We start from the raw sequence: 22,686 nt of genomic DNA on the forward strand, positions 1-22,686 counted from the left end.
TCACCTTGCCGGATCACCACCGGCCAACCAGGACACCGCCCATGCTTCGCCTGACCGAACTGAAACTGCCCCTCGACCATGCCGATGATGCCCTGCGCCCGGCCATCGTCCAGCGCCTGGGCATCGCCGACAATGACCTGCTGGCCTTCAGCGTGTTCAAGCGCAGCTACGATGCGCGCAAGAAGTACGGCGACATGCCGTTCATCTACACCATCGACTGCGAAGTGAAAGACGAAGCCGCCCTGCTCGCTCGCCTAAGTGGTGACAAGCATGTCGGCCCGGCACCGGACATCGCCTACAAACCCGTGGGCAAAGCTGAAACGCCGCTGGACGAACGCCCGATCGTGGTCGGTTTCGGCCCCTGCGGTATCTTCGCCGCGCTGATCCTGGCCCAGGCCGGCCTGCGCCCCATCGTGCTCGAGCGCGGCAAGGAAGTACGCCAACGCACCAAGGACACCTGGGGCCTGTGGCGCAAGAACCAGCTCAACCCGGAGTCCAACGTGCAGTTCGGCGAAGGCGGCGCCGGCACCTTCTCCGATGGCAAGCTGTACAGCCAGATCAAGGACCCGCATCACCACGGGCGCAAGGTGCTGCAGGAGTTCGTCAAGGCTGGCGCGCCGGACGAGATCCTCTACGTCAGCAAGCCGCATATCGGCACCTTCCGCCTGACCGGCGTGGTCGCCACCATGCGTGAAGAGATCAAGACCCTTGGTGGCGAAGTGCGCTTCCAGGAGCGTGTCAGCGACCTGCTCATCGAAGACGACCAGCTCACTGGCGTAGTGCTGGAAAGTGGCGAGCAGATCCTCAGCCGCCATGTGGTACTCGCCCTCGGTCACAGCTCGCGTGACACCTTCCGCATGCTGCATGCCCGCGGCGTGTACCTGGAAGCCAAGCCCTTCTCGGTCGGCTTCCGCATCGAACACCCGCAGTCGCTGATCGACCGCGCTCGCCTGGGCAAGTACGCCGGCCACCCGAAACTTGGCGCTGCCGATTACAAGCTGGTGCACCACGCCAGCAACGGTCGCTCGGTCTACAGCTTCTGCATGTGCCCGGGCGGTACTGTGGTCGCCGCCACCTCCGAGCCGGAGCGCGTGGTCACCAACGGCATGAGCCAATACTCGCGCAACGAGCGCAACGCCAACGCCGGCATCGTCGTCGGCATCACCCCCGAACAGGACTACCCAGGCGGCCCACTGGCCGGCGTGGAACTGCAGGAGCGCCTGGAGTCGCACGCCTATGTGCTCGGCGGTCGCAACTACGAGGCGCCCGGACAACTGGTCGGCGACTTCATCAAGGGCACGCCGTCCACCGCACTCGGCGAAGTGCAGCCGTCCTACAAGCCGGGCGTGAAACTGGGTGACCTGGCGCCCTCGCTGCCGGATTTCGCCATCGAAGCCATCCGCGAGGCGCTACCGGCCTTCGGCAAGCAGATCAAGGGTTTCGATCTGGCCGACGCGGTACTCACCGGCATCGAAACGCGCACCTCCTCGCCGGTGCGCATCACCCGTGGCGATGACCTGCAGAGCCTGAATCTCAAGGGTCTGTACCCAGCTGGTGAAGGCGCCGGTTATGCCGGTGGCATTCTTTCGGCCGGGGTCGATGGCATCCGTGTGGCCGAGGCCGTGGCCAAGAGCATGCTTGGGTTGAATCGCTAAGCAGCGCTGCCCGGCCGGGCGTCATCGACTTGGCCGGGTCTTCTAAGGCGAAGCAGCAGCACCAGCAGCGGCATCGCCAGCGCAAGCGTACCGACCCCAACCACCAGCAGGCCGCGATGCGGCATGCTGGCGAAGACATTGGCCCAGAATGCCGTCCAGAACAGCAGGCAGATGCCAAAACCTATCAGACCGCTACGTCGGCTACGGCAACTGAGCAGCCAGCCAGCATTGCCCAGCGCAAGAGCGCCGAAGAGATACAACGAGTGGTTTAGCTGCAGGCCATAACTGATATCGCGGCGAACGCTGCCAAACATCTGTCGATAGGCCTCGAAAGCGCTGTGGTAAAGCACAAACGCCAGCAGAATCTGCACGCCGGCCAGCAAAGCCGTGGCCAGCAGCCGCTGGATCATTGCCTGGACCGCAGGCAGCACAGCGTCGAACGCCGCGAACCATTCGGACGACGCGCCGGGTCGGCATAGGTCAGCAGCTCACTGAAACCGGCCTTGCGCATCATCCCTGCCGATGCGGCATTCTCTTCGTGACGGTCGATATAGATATCACTGACGCCCAGCCGCCACAGCTCGATGACAGCCTCGCGCAGAAGGTGCGCGCCCAACCCTCGGCCGGCAAAGTCACGATGCACCACCGCCTCACAGATATAGCCATGCAACTGCCCGGCACGCGCCGCAGGTTGATGATCCGCAAAATTCTGCGTCAGGCGATAGCTAACGAACCCCAGCAGTAACCCTTGCTCTTCGGCCAATACCGCCAGCGTCGCGTTCGTCGCAATAGCCTGCAGGTGTTGGCGAACTTCGACTTCAGGTAAATGATTCCAGGGATTGGGCCCGTGCTCGAGAATCAGCGCGCAGAGCGCTTCGATATCCTCGGCAACGGCCTGACGAATGACCAGCTCGCTCATGTTCCCAACTCCCCTGAACTTGATTTCAGGGCGCAGTCTAGAGCGGCTAATTGCTTGGCGACAGTGACAGCCAGGCACGAGAAGTGCCTGACAGTGAATCAGTGATCATCGTCCCACGGCTGACCACGGGTCTGCTCGGACAGCTCGACCTTCTGCTGCATAGCCGCCTTGGACAGGATGTGCGCACTGACCGGCGCAGTGAGGAACAGGAACAGCGTGATCAGCAGCTCATGCAGGCTGAGGCTGCCGGTGTGGTGAGCGAAGAACAGCATCGAGGCGATCAGCGTACCGCCGACCCCCAGCGTGGTGGCCTTGGTCGGACCATGCAGACGGGTAAAGAAATCCGGCAGGCGATACAGCCCGATAGCACCGACCAGGGCGAACAGGCTACCCAGGATCAGGCAGGCGCAAATCAACAGTTCCAGCCAGAACGGCATGGTCATTCCCCCTTAATCGATGATGTCGCCGTGCAGCAGGTGTTTACCCACTGCGACCGTACCGACGAAGCCCATCACTGCGATCAGCAGTGCGGCTTCGAAGAACAGATCCGACGCCAGCCAGATGCCGAACAGCACGATCAGCGCCAGCGCGTTGATATACAAGGTATCCAGGGCCAGAACGCGGTCGACCACGCTCGGCCCTTCGACCAGACGCGCGACATTGAGCAGCATGGCCAGCGTGAGGATGCCCATGCACAGAAAGACTACGTTCTCGAGCATTCGAAAATCTCCAGCAGCGGCTTTTCGTAGCGACTCTTGACCTCGGCGATCAGCTCGTCGCGATCCGGCACGTTGAGCCCGTGCAGCAGCAGTGTCTTGTGGTCGGAACTGAGACCGGCAGAGACGGTGCCAGGCGTCAGCGAGATGATGCAGGCCAGGGTCGACAGGACGAACTCGTCTTCTATCTCCACCGGCACCTCGACGAATGCCGGTTCAAGACGCGATTTCGGCCCTAGCACCAGCTTAACCACCTGCAGGTTGGCCACCACGATGTCGTAGAACACCTTGCCAATGAACAGCAGCAGGCCCAGGGGCTTGCGCACTTTCGGCACAGTCAGCAGGAAATCGCCGCACAGATGCACGATCGACCAACCCAGAAACAGCCCGAGCAGGATATGCCCCAGGTTGAGGGTATTGACCAGCAGTAGCCAGAGCACCGCCAGCACCAGCATCATCCGCGGGTGGGGGAAGAAACGCCTCATGCCGCACCTCCAGCGATGATCGACAGGTAGGGTTGCAGATCGAGCAATTGCGCGGCGGCAGCCTCCAGATACGCCATTATCGGGGCAGCAGCGATCAGCAGTAGCGGGCTGGCCAGCAACAGGCCCAGCGCAGCCAGCAGACTGATACGATCAGCCGGCTCGGCTTTCGACGGCGACGCATCCGCGCCATGGCCCAGCCAGAACAGGCTGGTACCGGCGCGGCTCAGCGCCACCAAGGTCAACAGACCGCCAATCAGAATCACCGGCCAAAGGCTCCAGGCCTGCCAGCCTGGCTCTGCCGCGCGCAGCAGCAGCATCTTGCCGAGGAAACCAGAGAACGGCGGCAACCCGGCCACGGAGATGGAGGCGAAGAAGAACATGCAGCCCAGCACCAACGGCTGACGCAGCACACGCTCCTGCTGCAGATCGCCACCAGCGCTATCACGCTGGGCGACCACCAGCCCCGCCAACAAAAACAATGCCGCGCTGATCAGTGTGCTATGCACCATGTAATAAAGCGCAGCACTCAACGCCGCTACGTTGCCCATGGCGAAGCCAGCCATCAGCGTGCCCACCGAGACCACCACCAGATAAGCCAGCAGCGCCTGCAATTGTCGCGCGCCCAAAGCACCAATCACACCGAAGGCAATGGTCGGCAGCGCCATCCACCAGAGCAGCTCATGGCCTAGGTTGGCCAGCGGCCCAGCCTCTTCGCCGAACACCAGGGTGAACACGCGAACGATGGCGTAGAAGCCAACCTTGGTCATGATCGCGAACAACGCCGCCACTGAAGCGGGCGCCGCGGCATAGGCGCGTGGCAACCAGAAACACAACGGCAGCACGGCAGCCTTGAGGCCGAAGACGATCAGCAGCAGGTAGGCCGCGGCCTTGATCAACGGTGCATCGGCGACATCGGCGCTGGCTACGCGCGCTGCCAGGTCCGGCATGTTCAGGGTGCCGGTCAGGCCGTACAACAGGCTGACGCCGATCAGGAAGAACGACGAGCCCAGCAGGTTGAGCACCACGTAATGCACGCCAGCCTTGACCTGATTGGCACGGTTGCCATGCAGCAACAGTGCATAAGACGAGATCAGCAGAATCTCGAAGAACACGAACAGGTTGAACAGGTCGGCGGTCAGGAACGCACCATTGATGCCCAGCAACTGGAACTGGAACAGCGCATGGAAGTTCGGCCCACGCTCATCATCGCCACGGCAGGCGTAGATCAGGGCGAAGCAGGCGAGCAGTGAGGTAAGCAACAGCAGCGCAGCGTTGAAGCGGTCGAGCAGCAGCATGATGCCGAACGGCGCGACCCAGTTACCCAAGGCATAAACCTGCAACTGCCCCGCACCGGCCAACAGCACCAGATACAGACACACCGGCAGCAGCGCCAGGCAGCCGATCAGGGAAACACCCCGCTTCACCTCACGCGACCAGCCGTGGCCGACCAGCAACAACGCGCCGAAAAACATCGGCAGCAGAATGGGGAGGATGATGGCGTGACTCATGCGCGCGGCTCCTCGCCATCGACGTGATCGGTTTTCAACTCACCCATGCCACGCAGGGCAAGCACCACGACGAACGCAGTCATGGCGAAGCCAATGACGATGGCGGTCAGTACCAGCGCCTGCGGCAACGGGTCACCATACTCGGCGCTCTTGCCGATCACCGCCGGCACGCCCGTACCGAGCCGGCCCATGGCGAAGATGAACAGGTTGACTGCATAGGAGATCAGGGTCAGCCCCATCACAACCGGGAAAATGCGCGCCCGCAGCAGCAGGTAGACGCCGCTGGCAGCCAACACCCCGAGGGTAATTGCGAATACTGCCTCCATATCAGATGACCTCCTTGCACGACTCGTCCTGACTGACATGGCCGATATTGGAAAGGATCAGCAGGGTGGCGCCGACGACGGCCAGATACACCCCGAGATCGAAGAGGATCGCGGTCGCCAGTTCGATTTCGCCAATCAGCGGAATATGGAAATGGCCAAATGCCGAAGTCAGGAACGGCGAGCCGAAGAGCCAACTGCCCAGACCAGTCAGCCCGGCGATCAGCACGCCCCAGCCGGCGGTGGCGTGATAGCTGAATTTCAGGCGTTCCTGAGTCCAGGTCACACCGTGGGAGATGTACTGCAGAATCAACGCCACCGAGGTGATCAGGCCGGCGATGAAGCCGCCGCCCGGCAGGTTATGCCCGCGCAGGAAGATGAACGCCGAAATCAGCAGCGCCATCGGCAGCATGGCCCGCGCCAGGTTGTCGAGGATCATCGGATGCGCATCGGTCGACCACGGACGACCGTTCTTGTCGTGGGTCGGATGCGGCAGGTGCAGGCCATGCAGCAGCGCGTAGATACCGATGGCAGCAATCGCCAGCACGGTGATCTCACCCAGGGTATCGAAGCCGCGGAAGTCCACCAGGATTACGTTGACCACGTTGGTACCGCCGCCCCCGGAGACGCTGTTCTCGAGGAAGAACGAGGAAATGCTCTGGTAAGGGCGGGTCAGCACGGCGTAGGTCAGCATCGCCACCATGGTGCCGCTGCCCAGCGCCAGGACCAGATCACGCAAGCCACGCAGGCTGCTGGACTCGGCAGGTGTGCGGTCGGTCATGAAGTACAGGGTGAGCATCAGCAGGATGATGGTCACCACCTCCACCGACAACTGGGTCAACGCCAGATCCGGGGCGGAGAAGCGGGCGAAGGCCAGTGCCACCATCAGACCAGCAGCGCTGAGGATCATCAGTGCCACGAGGCGGCGGCGGTGGAAAAACACGGTGAGCACCGCAGTCACCATCAGAATCAGCATGCCAATGGTTGTCAGCGGATCGATTGGCGTCATTGGCACGCTACCGGTCAACTGCTCGAGCGGCGACAGCGCGATCACCACCAGGGTCAGGGCACTGCCCAGCATCCAGGCCAGGTAGCGCTGCAGCGAACCGCTTTCCAGCAACGCGGTGATACGGACGGACAGACGCGTCATGTAGCGCACCACCTGGTCGAAGGCGTCCTTGGCATCGAGGCTAGGCAGGCCTTCATACCAGCGGAACAGCGGCTTGCGACAGGTGTAGACGATGATCCCGCCGAACAGCGCGACGAAGCTCATCAGCAGCGGCAGATTGAGGCCGTGCCAGACCGCCAGGCTGTACTCAGGCAGCGTGCCACCCAGGGTAGAGGACGCGGCGGCGGCCAGCAGCGGCGCGACCGTATAGGCCGGCACGATACCCACCAGCAGGCAGAGGAACACCAGCACCTCGACCGGCACCTTCATATAGCGCGGCGGCTCGTGCGGCGGGTATTTGGGCAGGTCGATCGGCTCGCCGTTGAAGAACACGTCGTGAATGAAACGCAGCGAGTAGGCCACCGAGAACACCCCGGCCAGGGTCGCGGCTGCCGGAATCACCCAGTTGAAACCGCCCAGCAGGTGCTGGTGCAGGGTCTCGGTGAAGAACATTTCCTTGCTCAAAAAGCCATTGAGCAGCGGCACGCCAGCCATGGCCGAGGCCGCCACCATCGCCAGCACAGCCGTATGCGGCATGTACTTCCACAAACCGTTTATTCGCCGCATATCGCGGCTGCCGGTCTCGTGGTCAATGATGCCGGCGGCCATGAACAACGAGGCCTTGAAGGTCGCATGGTTGATGATGTGGAACACCGCCGCCACGGCGGCCAACTGGGTATCCAGGCCGAACAGCAGCGTGATCAGGCCCAGGTGACTGATGGTCGAATAGGCCAGCAGGCCTTTGAGGTCATGCTGGAACAGCGCCATGCACGCCCCCACCAGCAACGTGGCCAGACCGGTCAGGCTGACCATGTAGAACCACCACTCGGAGCCAGCCAGCGCCGGGTACAGGCGTGCCAGCAGGAACACCCCGGCCTTGACCATGGTCGCAGAGTGCAGATACGCCGATACCGGCGTAGGCGCCGCCATCGCATGCGGCAGCCAGAAGTGGAAAGGGAATTGCGCCGACTTGGTGAACACGCCCAGCAGTACCAGTACCAGCGCCAGCGGATACAGCTCATGCGCACGGATCGCGTAGCCGGCGGCCAGCACCTGAGACAGCTCGAAACTGCCGGCGATGTGGCCGATCAGCAGGATACCGGCGAGCAGCGCCAGACCACCGCCACCGGTGATTGCCAGCGCCATGCGCGCGCCCTTGCGGGCATCGGAGCGCGAGCCCCAGAAACCGATCAGCAGGAACGACGACAGGCTGGTCAGCTCCCAGAACATCAGCATCAGCAGCAGGTTTTCCGACAGCACCACACCGAGCATGGCGCCCATGAATAGCAGTAGGAAGGCGAAGAAACGCCCCATGGGCTCGGTCTTGGCCAGGTAATAGCGCGCGTAGAGGATGACCAGCAGGCCGATGCCGAGAATCAGCAGGGCGAACAGAAAGCCCAGGCCATCGAGACGCAGGCTTAGGTTCAGGCCCAGGTGCGGCAGCCACTCCAGCTTGACCCGTAGCACCTCACCGGCGAACACCGCCGACTGATAATTGAACAGCAGTACCAGCGCCACGATGGGCGCCAAAGCCGCCGCTGCAGCGCAGGCCGAGCGTCCGAGCCGGTCGGCCAGCACCGGTAGAAACAACCCAAGAAATGGCAAGGCGACAATCAGCGCAAGCGCCATCGGAAAACCCCTTAAACAGGCACGCCAGGTCAACTGACCCGACGCCGAGAATTGGAGTCGCAACTCCCTGACGGTGATAGTTCATGCGCCACAACGGCTCAGCTAAGTCGTTGTCGGCACAAGCATAACGGCCGATTATCCATAACTATCAACGCAACGTCATGCATTGAATTATCGTTAAACACACTTGGTAACATGCAGGCTGCTGCAACCGCAGATGGCAGCCGACCACCACTATAGCGAGGCCACAAAAAATTGCCGCGAGCGTTTTTGTCCGAGCCTGAAGAGCTGTCGCCAGAGATGACAGGCAACAAAAAGCCGGAGCAACCAAAGTTGCTCCGGCTTGCTTGTCACGATCAGTGGGTGACGCGGCTGGTACCGTTGACCGTCATGATGCGCACACGCTCGCCGACACGGAACACCTGGTTCGGCTCGACTTCCTGAACGTAGGCGCGCATGGTGCCATCGTCCTCACGCACGGTGATCTCAACACCCTGAGTACGGGTTATGCCTTCTTCAGCGGCGGCGCCCAACAGACCGCCAGCGACGGCACCGACCACAGCCAGAACCGCGCTGCCGCGCCCACCACCGAGGCCACTACCACCGATACCGCCAACCACAGCACCGGCACCAGCACCGATCGGCGTCTTGGTCCCTTCGATCTTGACCGGGCGCAGCGATTCGATGGTTCCCATGCGTACTGTTTGCACCGCTCGGGCCTCATCGCGGCTGTAGGTATCGCCAGTCAGGCTGGACTGACAGCCCCCGAGGGCCAACACCGCGGCCAGCGAGGTAATGAGCAGAGTGGGTTTACGCATAGCAATTCCTCCAGAGGTATCTCAATCCATTAGACGCCGGGCGAGCGTAACTGTCACGACGGAGCCTGAACAATAGTTATTTCAGACAGATCAGGTTCAGCGAGGTTCGCCCTATCAGGATCGAGCGAGGCGCCAGAGACGGGCGATATCCGTGGTGCGCGCCTGCAACTCAGCCGCCGCACCGGCCATCGCCTGCTCCAGGGACAATGGCCCCGGCGCCAGGCTGAATGCAGCTTCGATACCAGCGTCGTACAGCGCCTGATAGTTGTCGCCCAGACTACCGGACAAGGCGATGACCGGTACCCCCGCCGCACGCGCCACGCGCGCTACCCCGACCGGGGTCTTGCCATGCAGGGTCTGGGCATCCATACGCCCTTCCCCGGTAATCACCAGATCCGCGTTCTCTACTGCTGCAGCGAGACCGGACAGCTCGGCCACCAGCGCGATACCGGGGCGGAAGCTCGCCTTGAGGAAGGCGCGCGCAGCGAAACCGAGACCGCCCGCCGCACCCACACCAGGGAACTCGGCATGGTCCTCGCCCAGCGTCGCCGCTACGATACGGGCGAAGTGGCCGAGTGCCGTATCCAGCTCCGCGACATGCTCAGGCGTCGCCCCCTTCTGCGGACCGAACACCGCAGATGCGCCGCGTGGCCCGCACAAGGGATTGTCGACATCAGCAGCGACCTCGATCTGCACCTTGAGCAGACGCGCGTCGAGCCCACTCAAATCAAGCTGGTCGAGACCAGCCAAAGCCGCGCCGCCCGGCGCCAGCTCGCGCCCATGGACATCGAGAAAGCGCATCCCTAGCGCCTGTAACAGGCCAGCACCGGCGTCATTGGTGGCACTGCCGCCCAGCCCCAGGATGATGCGCGTAGCACCGGCATCCAGCGCCTCGCGGATCAGCTCGCCAGTGCCGAAGCTGCAGGCCAGACGAGCATCGCGTTGTTCACGCCGCACCCAGTGCAAGCCACTGGCAGCAGCCATCTCGATGACCGCCGTGCCCTGCCCCAGCCAACCCCAATGCGCCTTGACCGGCTCACCCTGCGGGCCACGCACCTCACACTCGCGGCGCTCGCCGCCGACGGCAGCGAGCAGCGCATCGACCGTGCCTTCGCCGCCATCGGCCATTGGCCTCAGCAAACATTCGGCCTCGGGAAAAACCTGCTGCCAACCGCGGGCGATGGCGGCGGCAACGTCGGGCGCGCTGAGGCTCTCCTTGAAGGAATCAGGAGCAATGACGATTTTCATGATAGGTACCTCGAAAGGAGGCAGACGACCTTCTGGTCGCCTGCCGGTATAGCGGATTACAGCAGAACCAGACTCAGCAGCCAGACAGCGGCCATACCGGCGATACCCTGGATCAGGGTCGCCATGGTCTGGGCACGGTAAGCGGTCGCCACTTTCATGCGGCTGAACTGAGTCACGACCCAGAAGAAGCTGTCGTTGGCGTGGGAAACGGTCATCGCACCTGCACCAATGGCCATTACCGTCAGCACGCGGCCCATCTCGCTGTCGAGGCCCAGGTTGCCCAGCAGCGGTGCAACCATGGCCGAAGTGGTGACCAGCGCGACGGTGGAGGAGCCTTGGGCACTCTTCAGCGCAGCAGCTACCAAGAACGGCATGAACAGGCCGATACCCAGTGCCGACAGGGTGTCGCCCAGATAACCGGTCAGCGCGGTGGCCTTGAGGATGGCACCGAAGGCGCCACCGGCACCGGTGATCAGCAGAATCGGCGCCGCCTCTTTCAGGCCATGAGCGACGTAGTCATGGAACTGCTGACGCTTGCCTTCGCCCTTGAGCAGCGAGCACGCCAACACCAGACCGACCAGCAGCGCGGCAACCGGCTGACCGAGGAAGCTCAGCACATCGAAGAAAACGCCAGTACCGAAGGGCTTGCTCGGGAAAGCAGCGACAGAGCCCAGGCAGATCAGAATGATCGGCACGAAGATCGGCGAGAACGCCTGCCAGGCACTGGGCAGCTTGCCGTAGCGAGCGCGCAGTGCATCGAAGTCGACGTTATCGGCGAGCAGCTCGCTTGGCGCTTCTTCCAGCAAGTCGTGGTCGTTCTGTTTGAGGAAACGGTTGGCCCACAGCATGCCGGCTACAGCGGTGACCGCAGCGACCAATAGACCGACCAGGATCACCAGACCCAGTGAGGTTTCCAGGCCCAGGTTGCCGGCCGCAGCGATCGGACCGGGGGTTGGCGGCACGAAGGTGTGGGTGGCGTACAGACCAGTCGCCAGGGCCACGCTCATGGCCACCACGGACACCTTCATGCGTGCAGCCAGGGCATTCTTCAGCGAGTTGAGGATGACGTAACCGGAGTCGCAGAACACCGGAATCGATACCAGGTAACCGATGATCGACATGGTCAGGGTGGGGAAACGCTGGCCCAACAGACGAATCACCGTCTCGGCCATGGTAATGGCGGCGCCGCTACGCTCGAGGATCACTCCAATGATGGTACCGAGAACGATCACGATACCGATGTAACCGAGAATGCCACCGAAGCCGGCACTCATGGTCTTGATGATTTCGCCGCTAGGCAGCTGGTAGGCAAAGCCGGCGATCAGCGCAGCAGCCAGCAATGCCAGGAAGGGGTGCAATTTCAAACGGGTAGTGGACAGCACGATGAATGCAATCAGTGCCACCAGGATCAGGACCAGGCCCATGACCAGTCTCCTCATTGTTGTTATGGCGGGCGCAGGGCCCGGATGGGAATGCCGACAGGCGCCACATTGTGGCTCAGCCTGCACCAGCATCGCCCTGTGCGCCAGCACCAAAACATCAAGCGCTGAGTGCAATTGGCTGTGCAATCGCACAAAGCCAGCACCCCGTGTTCACCAGCGAAGATGAATTACCGAACGCTCACCGGCGCTACCGCGGCGGGTTCCAGCAAGCCCAACCCCAGAGATAGCTGCAGGCGCTGATCCAGCCGATTGAGGTCCAGACCACTGAGTTCGGCGATGCGCTCCAGGCGGTAGCGCAACGTATTGCGATGAATGCCCAATTCCTGCGCACAGGTTTGTACCTGGCCGTCATGCGCGCACCAGGCTTCCAGCGTGGCTCTCAGCGTGCCTTGGGGGTCCTGCATCAGCACCTGCCGCAACGGCGCCAGCCAGCCTTGCAGTAACCAGCTGTGGCGCTGGGCATAGAGCAGCGTCGGCAGGCGCAATTCGTCCAGGCGTAGCAGGCGACGATCGGGAAAGCGCGCTTGGCCATAGGCCTGAAGATCACGCAGGACCAGGCTCGCCTGGCGCAGCTCGGTCAGATCATGCAGCGGATCGCTGAGCGCCAGCGACCCTACGCCCCACTCGCGCTCGTCGGCCTGCTGGAGCCAGGCGCGATCATCACGCGTGGCGCTGTAGGGTCGACACCAGAGCAGTTCATGGCGCCCGAGCGGCGCCACCAGATGTTCACTCTTGCCCCCCAATGCGGCGAGCAGACGCGCCTGACGCGGCAGCGGATCGCCCTCACCATCGAGTTGCAGCAGACACATCTGTCGTGGCCAGGTCAGTTGCAGGCCCAGGCGTTCGGCATCGACCTCGAGACTGGACAGACGCAGCATGGGATCGAGCAGCTGTCGCAACCAGGCCTCTTGCTGGTGCCGCTGCCAGTGCCGCTCAGCCTGCAGAACGCGATGCTCGACCAACATTTCCGCAGCCATGCGCACCAGTTCGGCATAGGGCCGCACGGTCTCGGGGTCGCCCGTGATACCGAGCACGCCAATCAGACGCTCGGCATGCAGCAACGGCAGGTTAACGCCGGGCTTGACGCCTCGCAGGCACGCCGCCGCCTGAGCGTCGATCTCCACCACGCGACAATTGGCCAGCACCAATTGCGCACCTTCATGACGGGTGTGCAGTCGACTGGGGTCACCGCTGCCGATGATCATGCCCTGGGCGTCCATCACATTGATGTTGTGCGGCAGGATGGCCATGGCGCGGTCGACAATGTGCTGCGCCAGGGTAGAGTCGAGTTCGAGCATGAAAAACGGCCTCGCGAATGAGGCCGTCATTGTAGGCGCGCCAGCGACGCTGCACGAGGTATCCCTCGCAGCGCCGGCAAAACCTTCAGCTAGCCAGGATTTACTCCGCAGCAGGTGCTGCAGCGCTCTCCACGGCCTTGTCGTCCGCTGGAGCTTTAGCCTTGGCCTGATTGCGCCGAGCTTCGGCACGGTGCCGTCTGGCCTGCTGCTTGGCATGCAGCGCCTGCGCCGCCGTCACCATACCAACGGGCTGGCCTTGCAGATCCAGACGCGGTGCACTTTCGGTCATTGCAGCCCAGTAACGACCACCGCGGCACCAGGCGGCAATACCCGCTTTGAGCTGCTCAACGGTGATACCGAGCAATTGCAGATGTTGCTCGGCGTCCTTGAGAATGCCTTCCTTCAACGGCACCTTGGGCGCCGGGTTGACCGGGAAGGCCAAGGGGAAGTGCTTCTGCAAGCGCCAGATCGCCTCGACGGTAGGATCCTGCTCACGCGGCTTGCCTTTTGGCGGCTGCTTGCGTTTTTGCGGCTTCGCGCTTTCGGTCTTTACCTGCTGTACCTGCTGCTTCTCGGCGCGCAGGCGGTCACGTAGCTCGGCTAATTGTTCAAAACCCATCGTTCGGTTCGCAGCGTCCTGGTTGGTTCGTGGCGCAAGGGTATCTTATGTGCTCGTTTCGTACAGCCTTATTGGCGAACAGCATGCTCGGCGGTAGCTGATGGTCAGGGCGCCAGCCGCTCACGAATCCAGGCTTCACCCTTGAACCGATAGTTGAGGCGGTCATGCAGCCGACTTGGCCTGCCCTGCCAGAATTCGATGCGCTCGGGCAGCAGACGGTAGCCGCCCCAGTGCGGTGGGCAGTGTGGCGTCTGGTTGAGGAAGCGTCTTTCGGTTTCCGCCAGCAGGTTTTCCAGCTCGGCGCGGTCGCGAATCACCTTGCTCTGCGGCGAAGCCCAGGCGCCTATGCGACTGCCCAGCGGGCGTACCTGGAAGTAGCCGTCGGATTCGGCCGGGGTGACCTGCTCGACACGACCTTCGATGCGCACCTGGCGCTCCAGGCTGGGCCAGAAGAAGGTCATGGCGGCGAACGGGCGTGCCGCGAGCTGGCGGCCCTTGGCGCTGTCGTAGTTGCTGAAGAAGGTGAAGCCGCGTTCGTCGAGCCCCTTGAGCAGTAGCACCCGGCAGTGCGGGCGGCCATCTTCGTCGACGGTGGCCAGGGTCATGGCGTTGGGTTCGACCGGCAATTGCTCGGTCTTGACCGCGTCATCGAACCACTGACGAAACAGGGCAAAGGGCTCCAACGGGGCCTGGGCTTCGCTCAGGCCATCGCGGGTATAGTCGCGGCGCATATCGGCCAGGGTTTGGGTCATGGCAATTCCTCAGGGCAGGGCCAGAAACCAATCCGCTGGATTCGAGTGCCTGCCCGCTCAGGGTGGAAATGCCCGCAAGCTTACTCCGACTTGCCCACTTTTCCTTGATCTGCAGCAGCTACCTTGGGTGCATCCTTGAGCTCAGCCTTGGCCGGTTGGCTGTACTTGGCGATCAGGCCCTGCATGGTGTCACGCGAGGTCAGGAGGATTTCCACGCGGCGGTTGAGCGCACGGCCGGCCGCGCTGTCGTTTGCCGCACGGGGTGCGTCGGAGCCCAGACCCATGACCTGCAGGCGGTTTTGCTTGAGGCCGCTGAGACGAAAAATCGAGGTCACGGCACGCGCGCGCTGCTGACTGAGTTCGCGGTTCTTCGCGTCGTCACCGCTGGTGTCGGCATGGCCGAGCACGACCACGGCGACATCCTCGTCGGCTTCCAGCAGTTTGGCCACGCGAGTGATCGGGCCCAGGCTGACCGGCAGCAACATCTGCGGGCGATCCGGATTGAACGAGCCCTGCACCGGGGCGGTGACCACCAGCAGGTTTTCGCGGCGCTCGAACTCGAAGTGGCTGCCCTTGACCGCTTCACGCAGTTTCGGCTCGTACTCGTCGAGCCAAGCGCGAGTCACTTGAGGCGGTGGCATCACTGCCGGCTTGGCGACTTCCTTCTTTTCCGAGCCGGCGCAGCCCGCGATCAGCAGGCAGCAGGTAAAGGCAAAAATCTTGTTGGCACGCATGTAGCCCCCGGGGTCAAACAGATCTAATGGTCGATTCGTTATCAGGCTGTTGAAAAACTACCTGCGTTGCCATTGCTGCGTTAAAAACAGGCTCGTGCGCGAGTCCGATCAAAATGCTCATTTACAACTCGTAAACTGCGCTTTTTCGCCTGTTTTTGCCTTGCACTGGCTGCCTCGCCTACGTTTTTTCAACGGCCTGTTATGGTTGGTACTGAACGGTTGGCGCAAGTTTAGCCGTTTCAATCAGATACAGTCCGCAATCTGTCGCGCAAGTTTCTGCGCGCGGGGGTCCATCAAGACGAACGGTCCTAGATTGTTGGTAACGAAACCGAATGCCAGGTCTCGTTCCGGGTCGGCAAAACCGCTGGAGCCACCGGCGCCGGGATGGCCGAAGGCTTTTGCCCCCATGCCATAAGTGGCGTTGGCCACATCGGCCTGATCGAGCATGCAACCCAGGCCGAAACGCGTGCGGGTCAGCAAGGTCTTGTCGTCACCGACACTGTGCTCACGGGTCATTTCACCCAGCAGCTCGGCATCGAGCAGGCTGCCGTCGAGAAGACCGGCATAGAAACCCGCCAGGCTGCGCGCGTTGCCGTGGCCATTGGCGGCCGGCTGCTGCATGCGCCGCCACTCAGGCTTGTTGGTACTGGTCATGATCGACGGCGGGTTGGTGAACGAGCGCGTGCTCATGGCTTGGGCGTCACTCATCATCACCTTGAGCAGGCGTTGCGCGGCAGCGTCGCCAAGATTGCCCTTGCCGCGAGCGATATGGGCGACGCGATCGAACCCGCTGTCAGCCAGGCCGACGTGGAAATCCAGGCCCAACGGCTTGGCGATGCGCGCAGCGATGCTCTCGCCGGGACCACGACCTTCGACACGGCGAATCAGCTCGCCAATCAGCCAACCATAGGTAATGGGCGCGTAGCCATGACCTTCACCCAGCGGCCACCAGGGCTCTTCAGCTGCCAACGCGTTGGTCATGGTCTGCCAGTCATACAGCGCCTCGGCGGGCAGCGCCTGACGCAACGCCGGCAAGCCGGCCTGATGGCAGAGCAGGTGACGCACACTGATACGTTGTTTGCCAGCGGCGGCGAACTCAGGCCAGTAGCGCGCAACCGGCGCATCCAGGTCGAGCTTGCCCTCGCCCACCAGTTGCAGGGCCACCACAGCGGCGAAAGGTTTGGTACAGGAGAACAGGTTGGCGATGGTGTCGCTGTGCCAGGCCTGCTGGCCGTCCTTGTCCATCACACCGGCCCACAGGTCGACCACGGTTTCCCCACCCACCTTCACGCACAGGGCCGCGCCCCGCTCCTGCGCATCATCGAACAGTGCGGCGAATGCGTCCCTCACCGCTTCGAAGCGCAAGTCGAAATAGCCCTGAATCTGCACACTGTTCTCCCGTTTCACTGCTTATCTCAATACTGCCGATGATGGCAGCCGCCTATCATGCAATGTTCTGAAACTTCATAAAATAGCGATCTTCGATTGGTTTTTCCTATGATGAAACAAATGCGGCCTGATATGACCAATACGCCCCGAACAGCGCAGCTGCGGTGCGTACGCAGTCGTCAGGCCGCCTTGGATTCGACGCTCGGCACAGGAGAAACGAGTGCTCTACCTACTGTCCCTGATCGCCCTGGCTGCCATCATGGCACCCGGCCTGACGCGCCTGTTGGGTGCTCGCACAGGTTGGCTGCTGATGTTGGCGCCGCTGGCGGCCTTCGTCTGGTTCGTCCAACAGATTCCGCTGATCGCCGACGGTGGCGCGGTGATGCAGAGCCTGAGCTGGATTCCGGCACTGGGCATCAACCTGAGCCTGCGCCTGGACGGCCTCTCGCTGGTTTTTGCCCTATTGATCAGCGGCATCGGCAGCCTGATCGTGCTGTACGCCGGCAGTTACCTGTCCAGCCACGCCCACCTCGGTCGCTTTCATGCCTACTTGCTGGTGTTCATGCTGGCGATGCTCGGCCTGGTGCTAGCCGACGACCTCGTGGCGATGTTCGTGTTCTGGGAGCTGACCAGTATCGCCTCCTTCCTGTTGATCAGCTTTCAACACGACAAAGCCGTCTCGCGCCGGGCGGCGCTGCAGGCGCTGCTGATCACCGGTGGCGGTGGTCTGGCATTGCTGGCGGGGCTGATTCTGCTCGGTGGCGCGACCGGTAATTGGCAGTTCTCCAGCCTCAGCGCCGAGCAGATCGAAGGCCATGTGCTGCTGCCGGCGATCATCGCCCTGGTGCTGCTGGGCTGCTTCACCAAGTCGGCGCAGGTGCCCTTCCACCTGTGGCTGCCCAACGCGATGAACGCACCGACGCCAGTGTCGGCCTACCTGCACTCGGCAACCATGGTAAAAGCCGGCATCTATCTGCTGGCCCGTCTCAACCCGGTGCTCGGCGGCTCCGTCGGCTGGGGCACGCTGCTGATTACCTTCGGCGCAGCCACTGCGGTGCTCGGCGCCTTTCTCGCCTTCCGCCAGACCGACCTCAAGCGCCTGCTGGCGTACACCACGGTGACCGTGCTGGGCCAGCTGACCATGCTGATCGGCACCAACACCAGCTATGGCCTGCAGGCGTTCGTGCTCTATCTGGTGGCGCATTCTCTGTATAAAGGCGCGCTGTTCATGGCGGTCGGCGCCATCGACCACGCCACCGGCACCCGTGAACTGGCCCGTCTTGGCGGCCTGATCCGCTTCATGCCACTGACTGGCGCAGCCGTGGCGCTGGCAGCGTTTTCCAACGCCGGCTTGCCGCCGTTCTTCGGCTTCATCGCCAAGGAATTCAAGTACACCGGCCTGATCGAGATGGGTCATATCGGCTGGGCGGTGACGCTGGTGATGATCCTTACCAACGCCCTGCTGTTCGCCGCTGCCGGCCTGGTCTTCCTGCAGACGTTCCTCGGCAAGCGTGGCGACTACCCACGCACGCCGCACGAAGTTGGCCTGCCGATGTGGCTGGGGCCGATGCTGCTGGCCATAGGCGGTTTCCTGCTCGGCGCCTGGAATGCCTGGCCGGAAACCTGGCTGGTGAATAATGCGGTACAGGCCATGGCACGTGGCCCGGTGGATGTACACCTGTATCTATGGGGCGGCATCACTCCAGCGCTGTTGGCCAGCTTGATGACCGTATCGCTGGGCGTGCTGTTCTATGTCATGCGTGACCGCGTCAGACGGCTGCTCGATCGCGCCAACGCGGCCTGGAACGTCAGCGGCGACCTGATCTGGGATCGTTTGCTCAAACGCGTATTCCACTTCGCAGGGTTGCTTGCCGCGCGTTTTCAGCACGGTTCCTTGCGCCAGCATCTGGTACTGCTGGCCCTGGCAGTCGGCGGCCTCTTGGCGGTCGGCCTGGTACCTGCTCTGCCGCAACTGCTGCAGGGCAGCTACAGCCCCATCTCACCGCTGGGTTTGGCCGGCTGCCTGTTGGCACTGGCTGGCGGCGTGGCAGCAGCCTTCCTGCCTGGCCGACTGACCTTGCTGGCGGCGTTGGGTGCTTGCGGTCTGGGTCTGGCGCTGGTGTTCGTCTCGGTCAATGCACCGGACGTGGCGATGACCCAGCTGATGGTGGAAACCCTCAGTCTGATCTTCCTCGCCCTGGTGTTTCGCAAGATGCCCACGGTTCCCACCAGCGGCGCACGCGCGCCGTGGAAGCGACGCCTGCACGCCAGCGTGGCGATTCTCTTCGGCCTCAGCGTGACCGGCGCCCTGCTGCTGGCGGTAAGCCTGCCACTGCCGGGTGAAATTGCCCAGTGGTATCAGGCCAACAGCTTGCCGGGTGGCCACGGGCACAACGTGGTCAATGTGATCCTGGTGGACTTCCGCGCCTTCGATACCCTCGGCGAGATCCTCGTGGTCGCCCTCTCCGCCCTGGCTGCAGCCAGCCTGCTGGGCACCGGCCGGCGCTTCGGTAACGAGCATAGCGGTGAAGACGCCTTCACCTCGCCGCTGCTGCGCCAAGGCCTGCGCCCGCTGGCCTGGTTGATGATGGCCGCCTCGCTGCTGGTGCTGTGGCGCGGTCACAACCTGCCCGGCGGAGGTTTCATCGGCGGCTTGGTGGCGGCCTGCGGCCTGATCCTACTGGTGCTGACCTACGGTCACGGACAGATTCGCCGGGTGCTGCCCGTTGCGCCTGCGCAGTTGATCGGTATTGGCCTGGGTTGTGCGGCGGGCGCCGGCATTCTTGGCCTGATCGCAGGCAACGCCTTTCTTACCGGTCTCTGGACCTTCCCCGGCGGGCTGCCGCTGGGCACGCCCTTGCTCTTCGATATCGGCGTTTTCCTCACCGTGTTCGGCTCCGCCCTGCACATGATCGACAAGCTCACGGGAGTTCGCCAGTAATGGAATGGCTAGCCGCAATCACTACCGGAGGCCTGGCGGGTCTGGGCCTGTGGATGCTCCTGGATCGCAACCTCAAGCGCGTCGTGCTGGGCGTGGTGGTCCTGGGTAATGCAATCAACCTGGGGGTTCTCACCGCTGGGCGCTTCTTCGGCGAACGCCCGGCATTCGTCGAGGCTGGCAACGCAGTCAGCACAGCCAACCCGTTGCCGCAGGCGCTGGTGCTGACCGCCATCGTCATCGGTTTCAGCCTGTTCATCTTCGCCCTGGCGCTGCTCAAGCGCACCCGCGAACTGCATGGCGACAAGACCACCGACTCGGTCAGCTCGATCACCGAGCAACCGGCACCGGACTGGCACGACAGCGAGCATGAAAACGACGCCAGTGGCGCGGAGGCTCGCCGATGAATCACGCGTTACTCGTTGCACCGATTCTCATCCCCCTGTGCAGCCTGCTGCTGGCGATCATCCTGCGCCGCCACCTGCTGGCCGTGCGTGTGCTCAGCCTAAGCGGCGCCGCCCTGCTGCTGGCCGTCGGCCTGGTGCTGGTCTGGCAGGCCGCGCAAGGCGTGGTGCTCAGCGGTCAGGTGGGCAACTGGCAGGCGCCGTTCGGTATCAGCCTGGTGATTGATCGCCTGTCAGCGGTGATGATCGCCATCAGTGCCCTAGTCGCACTGGTCACCCTGCTCTATGGCGTGGCCAAGGACAACGACAGCAAGATCGGTCGCGACTTCCATCTGTTCATCCAGGGTCTGCTGACCGGTATCTGCGGCGCCTTCATCACCGCCGATATCTTCAACCTGTACGTCTGGTTCGAAGTGCTGCTGATCGCCTCCTTCGCCCTGATGGCGCTTGGCGGTGGCAGCCGCCGGCTGGCCGGCAGCATGACCTACGTGGCTCTGAACCTGTTCGCCACGCTGATCTTCCTGCTCTCTGCCGGCTTGGTCTACGGCGCCAGCGGCACGCTGAACATGGGCGAGCTGGCGGTGATCATGCGCAGCGGTGAGGCGCCACCTGGCGTAACGCCGGCACTGCTGCTGATGTTGCTGTCGTTCGCCATCAAGGCCGCGCTGTTCCCGGTATTCGGCTGGTTGCCGGCCACCTATCACGTTGCCCTGACAGCCGTTTCGGCGATGTTCGCAGGGCTGCTGACCAAGGTCGGCGTGTACGCACTGATCCGCCTGGTGACCCTGCTCTGGCCGGAACATGGCCTGCCGCATCAACTGCTGCTGTGGGTCGCCTGCGCAACCATGCTGGTAGGTGTGCTTGGCGCGGCGGCGCAGACCGAGGTGCGGCGCATCCTGTCGTTCCACATTGTAAGCCAGGTTGGCTACATGATCCTCGGCCTGGCCCTGGCCACCCCGCTGGCGCTGGCCGGCGCGGTGTTCTACCTGATCCACCATATCGTGGTGAAAGCCAACCTGTTCTTCATCGGCGGCCTGGCGGCGCGCATCTGTGGCTCCGAGCGGCTGGCCGACATGGGCGGGCTATATAAGCGCATGCCCTGGCTGGCACTGCTGTTCGCCATTCCGGCGCTGTCACTGGCGGGCATTCCGCCGTTGTCCGGTTTCTGGGCCAAGTTCCTGCTGGTCAAGGCCAGCCTGGATGCTGCTGCCTGGTGGGCGGCGGCTATTGCCCTGCTGACCGGCGTATTCACCCTGCTGTCGATGAACAAGATCTGGAACGAAGCCTTTCTCAAGCCCCATCCAGGAGGTGAAGAGGCGCTGCAAACGGTTACCGGCATACGCGCGGCCTGGCTGGGCATGAGTGCCCTGGCGCTGCTGACCGTGTTGATCGGCCTGGGCGCCGGTCCGCTGATCGACTATGCCGTGGCGGCCGCCGCGCAGCTCGCCGACCCGCAAGCCTATCTGCAACCCTTCACCGGCGCAGGAGGTATCTGATGCTGTTTGTCATCCATTTGCTGGCCAGCGCTGGCCTGGCATGGAGCCTCGGCGCCGGCCATCTGGGCGGCGGCCTGCTGGCCTTCGCCCTGTTTTACCTGATCGCCCGCCTGCTGGGGTTGGCCGTCCAACGCCTTGGTCGTTACGCACGCAGCCTGGAACATGGCGTCAGTTTCTGCCTGTGGTTCATCGCCCAGGTATTTCTCGCGACCTACCACGTCGCCATTCTGGTGCTGGCGCGCCGGGTCGACGTGGAACCAGCAGTGCTTGCCTACCCGGTGACCCGCCGCGAAGTGGACAAGGTCACCCTGCTCGGCACCCTGCTGACCCTGACCCCCGGCACCCTGGCCCTGGATTATGACGAGGAGCAAGGCCTGCTCTATATCCACGCACTCGATGCACGTCGCCGTGAGGACGTGACCGAAACCCTCATCGAGCTGGAACGCCGTCTGTTGGCCTGGCTCGATGCCGTCAAAGCCGAAGGAGTAACACCATGACCCTGCACCTGGCCGGCGCCGCCTGGGTACTGCCCTTGGCTGCAGCCATGCTCGCACTGAGTGGTTTGATCAGCCTCTATCGCCTGTTGCGCGGCCCGAGCCGCCCGGATCGTGCGGTGGCCATCGACGCCCTCACCCTGCTGGCGGTCGCCGCTATGGCACTGCTGTGTCTGATGCGCGGCGAGGCGCTGTTCATCGACGTCGCGGTGCTGCTGGCACTGGTGTCGTTTCTCGGTACGGCAGCCTTTGCCTTCCTGTTCGACGATGCCCACAGCCAGATGCCGGAAAAAAGCGAGGAACGCCCATGAACGAAGTACAAGCCTGGCTAGCCTCGCTGCTGGTTCTGGGCGGCGCGGTGATTTCTCTGCTTGGCGCGATTGGCGTGCTGCGCCTGCCCGACAGCTACAGCCGCATGCACGCCGCGAGCAAGGCCGGCGTGCTCGGCGCCGTCCTGTTACTTGGCGCAGTGGCTCTGGCCAGCAGTGGCGAGCTGGCCCTGGAGGCCTTTATCGGCCTGCTGATTCTGCTGGCCAGCGCACCGCTGGCCGCTCACGCCATCGCCCGCGCCGCGCACCGCGCCGGCATTCGGCCGACGCTGGGACGACTGGGTGATGAGCTGGAGCAGCGCAACAGGGGCGGTGAATAGAT

The 22,686-nt window shown here is 63.1% G+C and carries 23 protein-coding genes; 7 read left to right on the top strand and 16 right to left on the bottom strand.

Annotated features, from left to right (window positions below; genetic code table 11):
- Positions 1-41: 41 nt before the first annotated feature.
- Positions 42-1,655 (top strand): NAD(P)/FAD-dependent oxidoreductase, encoded by a 1,614-nt coding sequence (locus CDO35_RS00315; RefSeq protein ID WP_099522063.1) that lies wholly within the window; start codon positions 42-44, stop codon positions 1,653-1,655.
- Here the strand turns inward: CDO35_RS00315 and CDO35_RS00320 are convergent.
- The 16 genes from CDO35_RS00320 to CDO35_RS00395 all read right to left on the bottom strand — a co-directional run bounded on the left by CDO35_RS00320 (position 1,652) and on the right by CDO35_RS00395 (position 16,703).
- Positions 1,652-2,065 carry a hypothetical protein gene (locus CDO35_RS00320; RefSeq protein ID WP_099522064.1) on the bottom strand — a complete coding sequence of 138 codons (414 nt, stop codon included), beginning with the start codon at positions 2,063-2,065 and terminating at the stop codon, positions 1,652-1,654. The two genes, CDO35_RS00315 and CDO35_RS00320, sit on opposite strands and share 4 nt — an antisense overlap.
- On the bottom strand, positions 2,062-2,574 hold the full coding sequence (locus CDO35_RS00325; RefSeq protein WP_099522065.1) for a GNAT family N-acetyltransferase: 513 nt from the start codon (positions 2,572-2,574) through the stop codon (positions 2,062-2,064). Before CDO35_RS00325 ends, CDO35_RS00320 begins: the two co-directional genes overlap by 4 nt.
- Before the next feature lie 98 nt (positions 2,575-2,672).
- Positions 2,673-3,011: a Na+/H+ antiporter subunit G gene (locus CDO35_RS00330; RefSeq protein ID WP_041769702.1), complete on the bottom strand. Its 339-nt coding sequence runs from the start codon at positions 3,009-3,011 to the stop codon at positions 2,673-2,675.
- Between the two features lie 12 nt (positions 3,012-3,023).
- Entirely contained in the window at positions 3,024-3,293 is a 270-nt protein-coding gene (locus CDO35_RS00335; RefSeq protein WP_013714638.1) for a K+/H+ antiporter subunit F, read from the bottom strand.
- Positions 3,278-3,775 carry a Na+/H+ antiporter subunit E gene (locus tag CDO35_RS00340; RefSeq protein ID WP_099522066.1) on the bottom strand — a complete coding sequence of 166 codons (498 nt, stop codon included), beginning with the start codon at positions 3,773-3,775 and terminating at the stop codon, positions 3,278-3,280. The genes CDO35_RS00335 and CDO35_RS00340 overlap by 16 nt, the downstream gene beginning before the upstream one ends.
- Complete coding sequence (locus tag CDO35_RS00345) at positions 3,772-5,283, bottom strand: monovalent cation/H+ antiporter subunit D (RefSeq protein ID WP_099522067.1); 1,512 nt, start codon at positions 5,281-5,283, stop codon at positions 3,772-3,774. Before CDO35_RS00345 ends, CDO35_RS00340 begins: the two co-directional genes overlap by 4 nt.
- Entirely contained in the window at positions 5,280-5,609 is a 330-nt protein-coding gene (locus CDO35_RS00350; RefSeq protein ID WP_099522068.1) for a Na+/H+ antiporter subunit C, read from the bottom strand. Before CDO35_RS00350 ends, CDO35_RS00345 begins: the two co-directional genes overlap by 4 nt.
- A gap of 1 nt (position 5,610) precedes the next feature.
- The gene (locus CDO35_RS00355) at positions 5,611-8,403 is read right to left on the bottom strand and encodes a monovalent cation/H+ antiporter subunit A (RefSeq protein ID WP_099522069.1); all 2,793 of its coding nucleotides are present in this window, start codon (positions 8,401-8,403) and stop codon (positions 5,611-5,613) included.
- Positions 8,404-8,759: 356 nt separating this feature from the next.
- Positions 8,760-9,221 (bottom strand): outer membrane lipoprotein, encoded by a 462-nt coding sequence (locus tag CDO35_RS00360; RefSeq protein WP_099522070.1) that lies wholly within the window; start codon positions 9,219-9,221, stop codon positions 8,760-8,762.
- Between the two features lie 114 nt (positions 9,222-9,335).
- On the bottom strand, positions 9,336-10,469 hold the full coding sequence (locus CDO35_RS00365; protein ID WP_099522071.1) for a glycerate kinase: 1,134 nt from the start codon (positions 10,467-10,469) through the stop codon (positions 9,336-9,338).
- Positions 10,470-10,525: 56 nt separating this feature from the next.
- The gene (locus CDO35_RS00370) at positions 10,526-11,893 is read right to left on the bottom strand and encodes a GntP family permease (RefSeq protein ID WP_099522072.1); all 1,368 of its coding nucleotides are present in this window, start codon (positions 11,891-11,893) and stop codon (positions 10,526-10,528) included.
- A 185-nt stretch (positions 11,894-12,078) separates the two neighbouring features.
- Positions 12,079-13,209: a sugar diacid recognition domain-containing protein gene (locus CDO35_RS00375; protein WP_099522073.1), complete on the bottom strand. Its 1,131-nt coding sequence runs from the start codon at positions 13,207-13,209 to the stop codon at positions 12,079-12,081.
- A 100-nt stretch (positions 13,210-13,309) separates the two neighbouring features.
- On the bottom strand, positions 13,310-13,828 hold the full coding sequence (locus tag CDO35_RS00380; protein WP_099522074.1) for a ProQ/FinO family protein: 519 nt from the start codon (positions 13,826-13,828) through the stop codon (positions 13,310-13,312).
- A gap of 104 nt (positions 13,829-13,932) precedes the next feature.
- On the bottom strand, positions 13,933-14,580 hold the full coding sequence (gene pdxH / locus CDO35_RS00385; protein WP_099522075.1) for a pyridoxamine 5'-phosphate oxidase: 648 nt from the start codon (positions 14,578-14,580) through the stop codon (positions 13,933-13,935).
- Between the two features lie 80 nt (positions 14,581-14,660).
- The gene (locus CDO35_RS00390) at positions 14,661-15,314 is read right to left on the bottom strand and encodes an OmpA family protein (protein WP_099522076.1); all 654 of its coding nucleotides are present in this window, start codon (positions 15,312-15,314) and stop codon (positions 14,661-14,663) included.
- Between the two features lie 243 nt (positions 15,315-15,557).
- Positions 15,558-16,703: a serine hydrolase domain-containing protein gene (locus CDO35_RS00395; protein WP_099522077.1), complete on the bottom strand. Its 1,146-nt coding sequence runs from the start codon at positions 16,701-16,703 to the stop codon at positions 15,558-15,560.
- A gap of 220 nt (positions 16,704-16,923) precedes the next feature.
- Here CDO35_RS00395 and mbhE point away from each other — a divergent pair, with 220 nt between their 5' ends.
- The 6 genes from mbhE to mnhG are packed head-to-tail and all read left to right on the top strand — an operon-like array spanning position 16,924 to position 22,684.
- Positions 16,924-19,644 (top strand): hydrogen gas-evolving membrane-bound hydrogenase subunit E, encoded by a 2,721-nt coding sequence (gene mbhE / locus CDO35_RS00400; RefSeq protein ID WP_099522078.1) that lies wholly within the window; start codon positions 16,924-16,926, stop codon positions 19,642-19,644.
- Positions 19,644-20,048 (top strand): sodium:proton antiporter, encoded by a 405-nt coding sequence (locus tag CDO35_RS00405; RefSeq protein WP_099522079.1) that lies wholly within the window; start codon positions 19,644-19,646, stop codon positions 20,046-20,048. Before mbhE ends, CDO35_RS00405 begins: the two co-directional genes overlap by 1 nt.
- Positions 20,045-21,541, top strand: coding sequence for a proton-conducting transporter transmembrane domain-containing protein (locus CDO35_RS00410; RefSeq protein ID WP_099522080.1), 1,497 nt, complete (start codon positions 20,045-20,047; stop codon positions 21,539-21,541). The genes CDO35_RS00405 and CDO35_RS00410 overlap by 4 nt, the downstream gene beginning before the upstream one ends.
- Entirely contained in the window at positions 21,541-22,038 is a 498-nt protein-coding gene (locus CDO35_RS00415) for a Na+/H+ antiporter subunit E (RefSeq protein WP_099522081.1), read from the top strand. The genes CDO35_RS00410 and CDO35_RS00415 overlap by 1 nt, the downstream gene beginning before the upstream one ends.
- Positions 22,035-22,346 carry a monovalent cation/H+ antiporter complex subunit F gene (locus tag CDO35_RS00420; RefSeq protein WP_004423813.1) on the top strand — a complete coding sequence of 104 codons (312 nt, stop codon included), beginning with the start codon at positions 22,035-22,037 and terminating at the stop codon, positions 22,344-22,346. The genes CDO35_RS00415 and CDO35_RS00420 overlap by 4 nt, the downstream gene beginning before the upstream one ends.
- Positions 22,343-22,684, top strand: coding sequence for a monovalent cation/H(+) antiporter subunit G (mnhG, locus tag CDO35_RS00425; protein ID WP_099522082.1), 342 nt, complete (start codon positions 22,343-22,345; stop codon positions 22,682-22,684). The genes CDO35_RS00420 and mnhG overlap by 4 nt, the downstream gene beginning before the upstream one ends.
- The last annotated feature ends 2 nt before the right edge of the window (positions 22,685-22,686 follow it).

This window comes from Pseudomonas sediminis (assembly GCF_002741105.1).
In the GTDB taxonomy this organism is placed as follows: Bacteria; Pseudomonadota; Gammaproteobacteria; order Pseudomonadales; family Pseudomonadaceae; genus Aquipseudomonas; species Aquipseudomonas sediminis.

Bases quoted from the DNA above. Each gene is read 5' to 3' on its own strand.
- CDO35_RS00315 (WP_099522063.1), top strand. From the start codon at position 42: ATGCTTCGCCTGACCGAACTGAAACTGCCCCTCGACCATGCCGATGAT.
- CDO35_RS00320 (WP_099522064.1), bottom strand. From the start codon at position 2,065: ATGATCCAGCGGCTGCTGGCCACGGCTTTGCTGGCCGGCGTGCAGATT.
- CDO35_RS00325 (WP_099522065.1), bottom strand. From the start codon at position 2,574: ATGAGCGAGCTGGTCATTCGTCAGGCCGTTGCCGAGGATATCGAAGCG.
- CDO35_RS00330 (WP_041769702.1), bottom strand. From the start codon at position 3,011: ATGCCGTTCTGGCTGGAACTGTTGATTTGCGCCTGCCTGATCCTGGGT.
- CDO35_RS00335 (WP_013714638.1), bottom strand. From the start codon at position 3,293: ATGCTCGAGAACGTAGTCTTTCTGTGCATGGGCATCCTCACGCTGGCC.
- CDO35_RS00340 (WP_099522066.1), bottom strand. From the start codon at position 3,775: ATGAGGCGTTTCTTCCCCCACCCGCGGATGATGCTGGTGCTGGCGGTG.
- CDO35_RS00345 (WP_099522067.1), bottom strand. From the start codon at position 5,283: ATGAGTCACGCCATCATCCTCCCCATTCTGCTGCCGATGTTTTTCGGC.
- CDO35_RS00350 (WP_099522068.1), bottom strand. From the start codon at position 5,609: ATGGAGGCAGTATTCGCAATTACCCTCGGGGTGTTGGCTGCCAGCGGC.
- CDO35_RS00355 (WP_099522069.1), bottom strand. From the start codon at position 8,403: ATGGCGCTTGCGCTGATTGTCGCCTTGCCATTTCTTGGGTTGTTTCTA.
- CDO35_RS00360 (WP_099522070.1), bottom strand. From the start codon at position 9,221: ATGCGTAAACCCACTCTGCTCATTACCTCGCTGGCCGCGGTGTTGGCC.
- CDO35_RS00365 (WP_099522071.1), bottom strand. From the start codon at position 10,469: ATGAAAATCGTCATTGCTCCTGATTCCTTCAAGGAGAGCCTCAGCGCG.
- CDO35_RS00370 (WP_099522072.1), bottom strand. From the start codon at position 11,893: ATGGGCCTGGTCCTGATCCTGGTGGCACTGATTGCATTCATCGTGCTG.
- CDO35_RS00375 (WP_099522073.1), bottom strand. From the start codon at position 13,209: ATGCTCGAACTCGACTCTACCCTGGCGCAGCACATTGTCGACCGCGCC.
- CDO35_RS00380 (WP_099522074.1), bottom strand. From the start codon at position 13,828: ATGGGTTTTGAACAATTAGCCGAGCTACGTGACCGCCTGCGCGCCGAG.
- pdxH (WP_099522075.1), bottom strand. From the start codon at position 14,580: ATGACCCAAACCCTGGCCGATATGCGCCGCGACTATACCCGCGATGGC.
- CDO35_RS00390 (WP_099522076.1), bottom strand. From the start codon at position 15,314: ATGCGTGCCAACAAGATTTTTGCCTTTACCTGCTGCCTGCTGATCGCG.
- CDO35_RS00405 (WP_099522079.1), top strand. From the start codon at position 19,644: ATGGAATGGCTAGCCGCAATCACTACCGGAGGCCTGGCGGGTCTGGGC.
- CDO35_RS00410 (WP_099522080.1), top strand. From the start codon at position 20,045: ATGAATCACGCGTTACTCGTTGCACCGATTCTCATCCCCCTGTGCAGC.
- CDO35_RS00415 (WP_099522081.1), top strand. From the start codon at position 21,541: ATGCTGTTTGTCATCCATTTGCTGGCCAGCGCTGGCCTGGCATGGAGC.
- CDO35_RS00420 (WP_004423813.1), top strand. From the start codon at position 22,035: ATGACCCTGCACCTGGCCGGCGCCGCCTGGGTACTGCCCTTGGCTGCA.
- mnhG (WP_099522082.1), top strand. From the start codon at position 22,343: ATGAACGAAGTACAAGCCTGGCTAGCCTCGCTGCTGGTTCTGGGCGGC.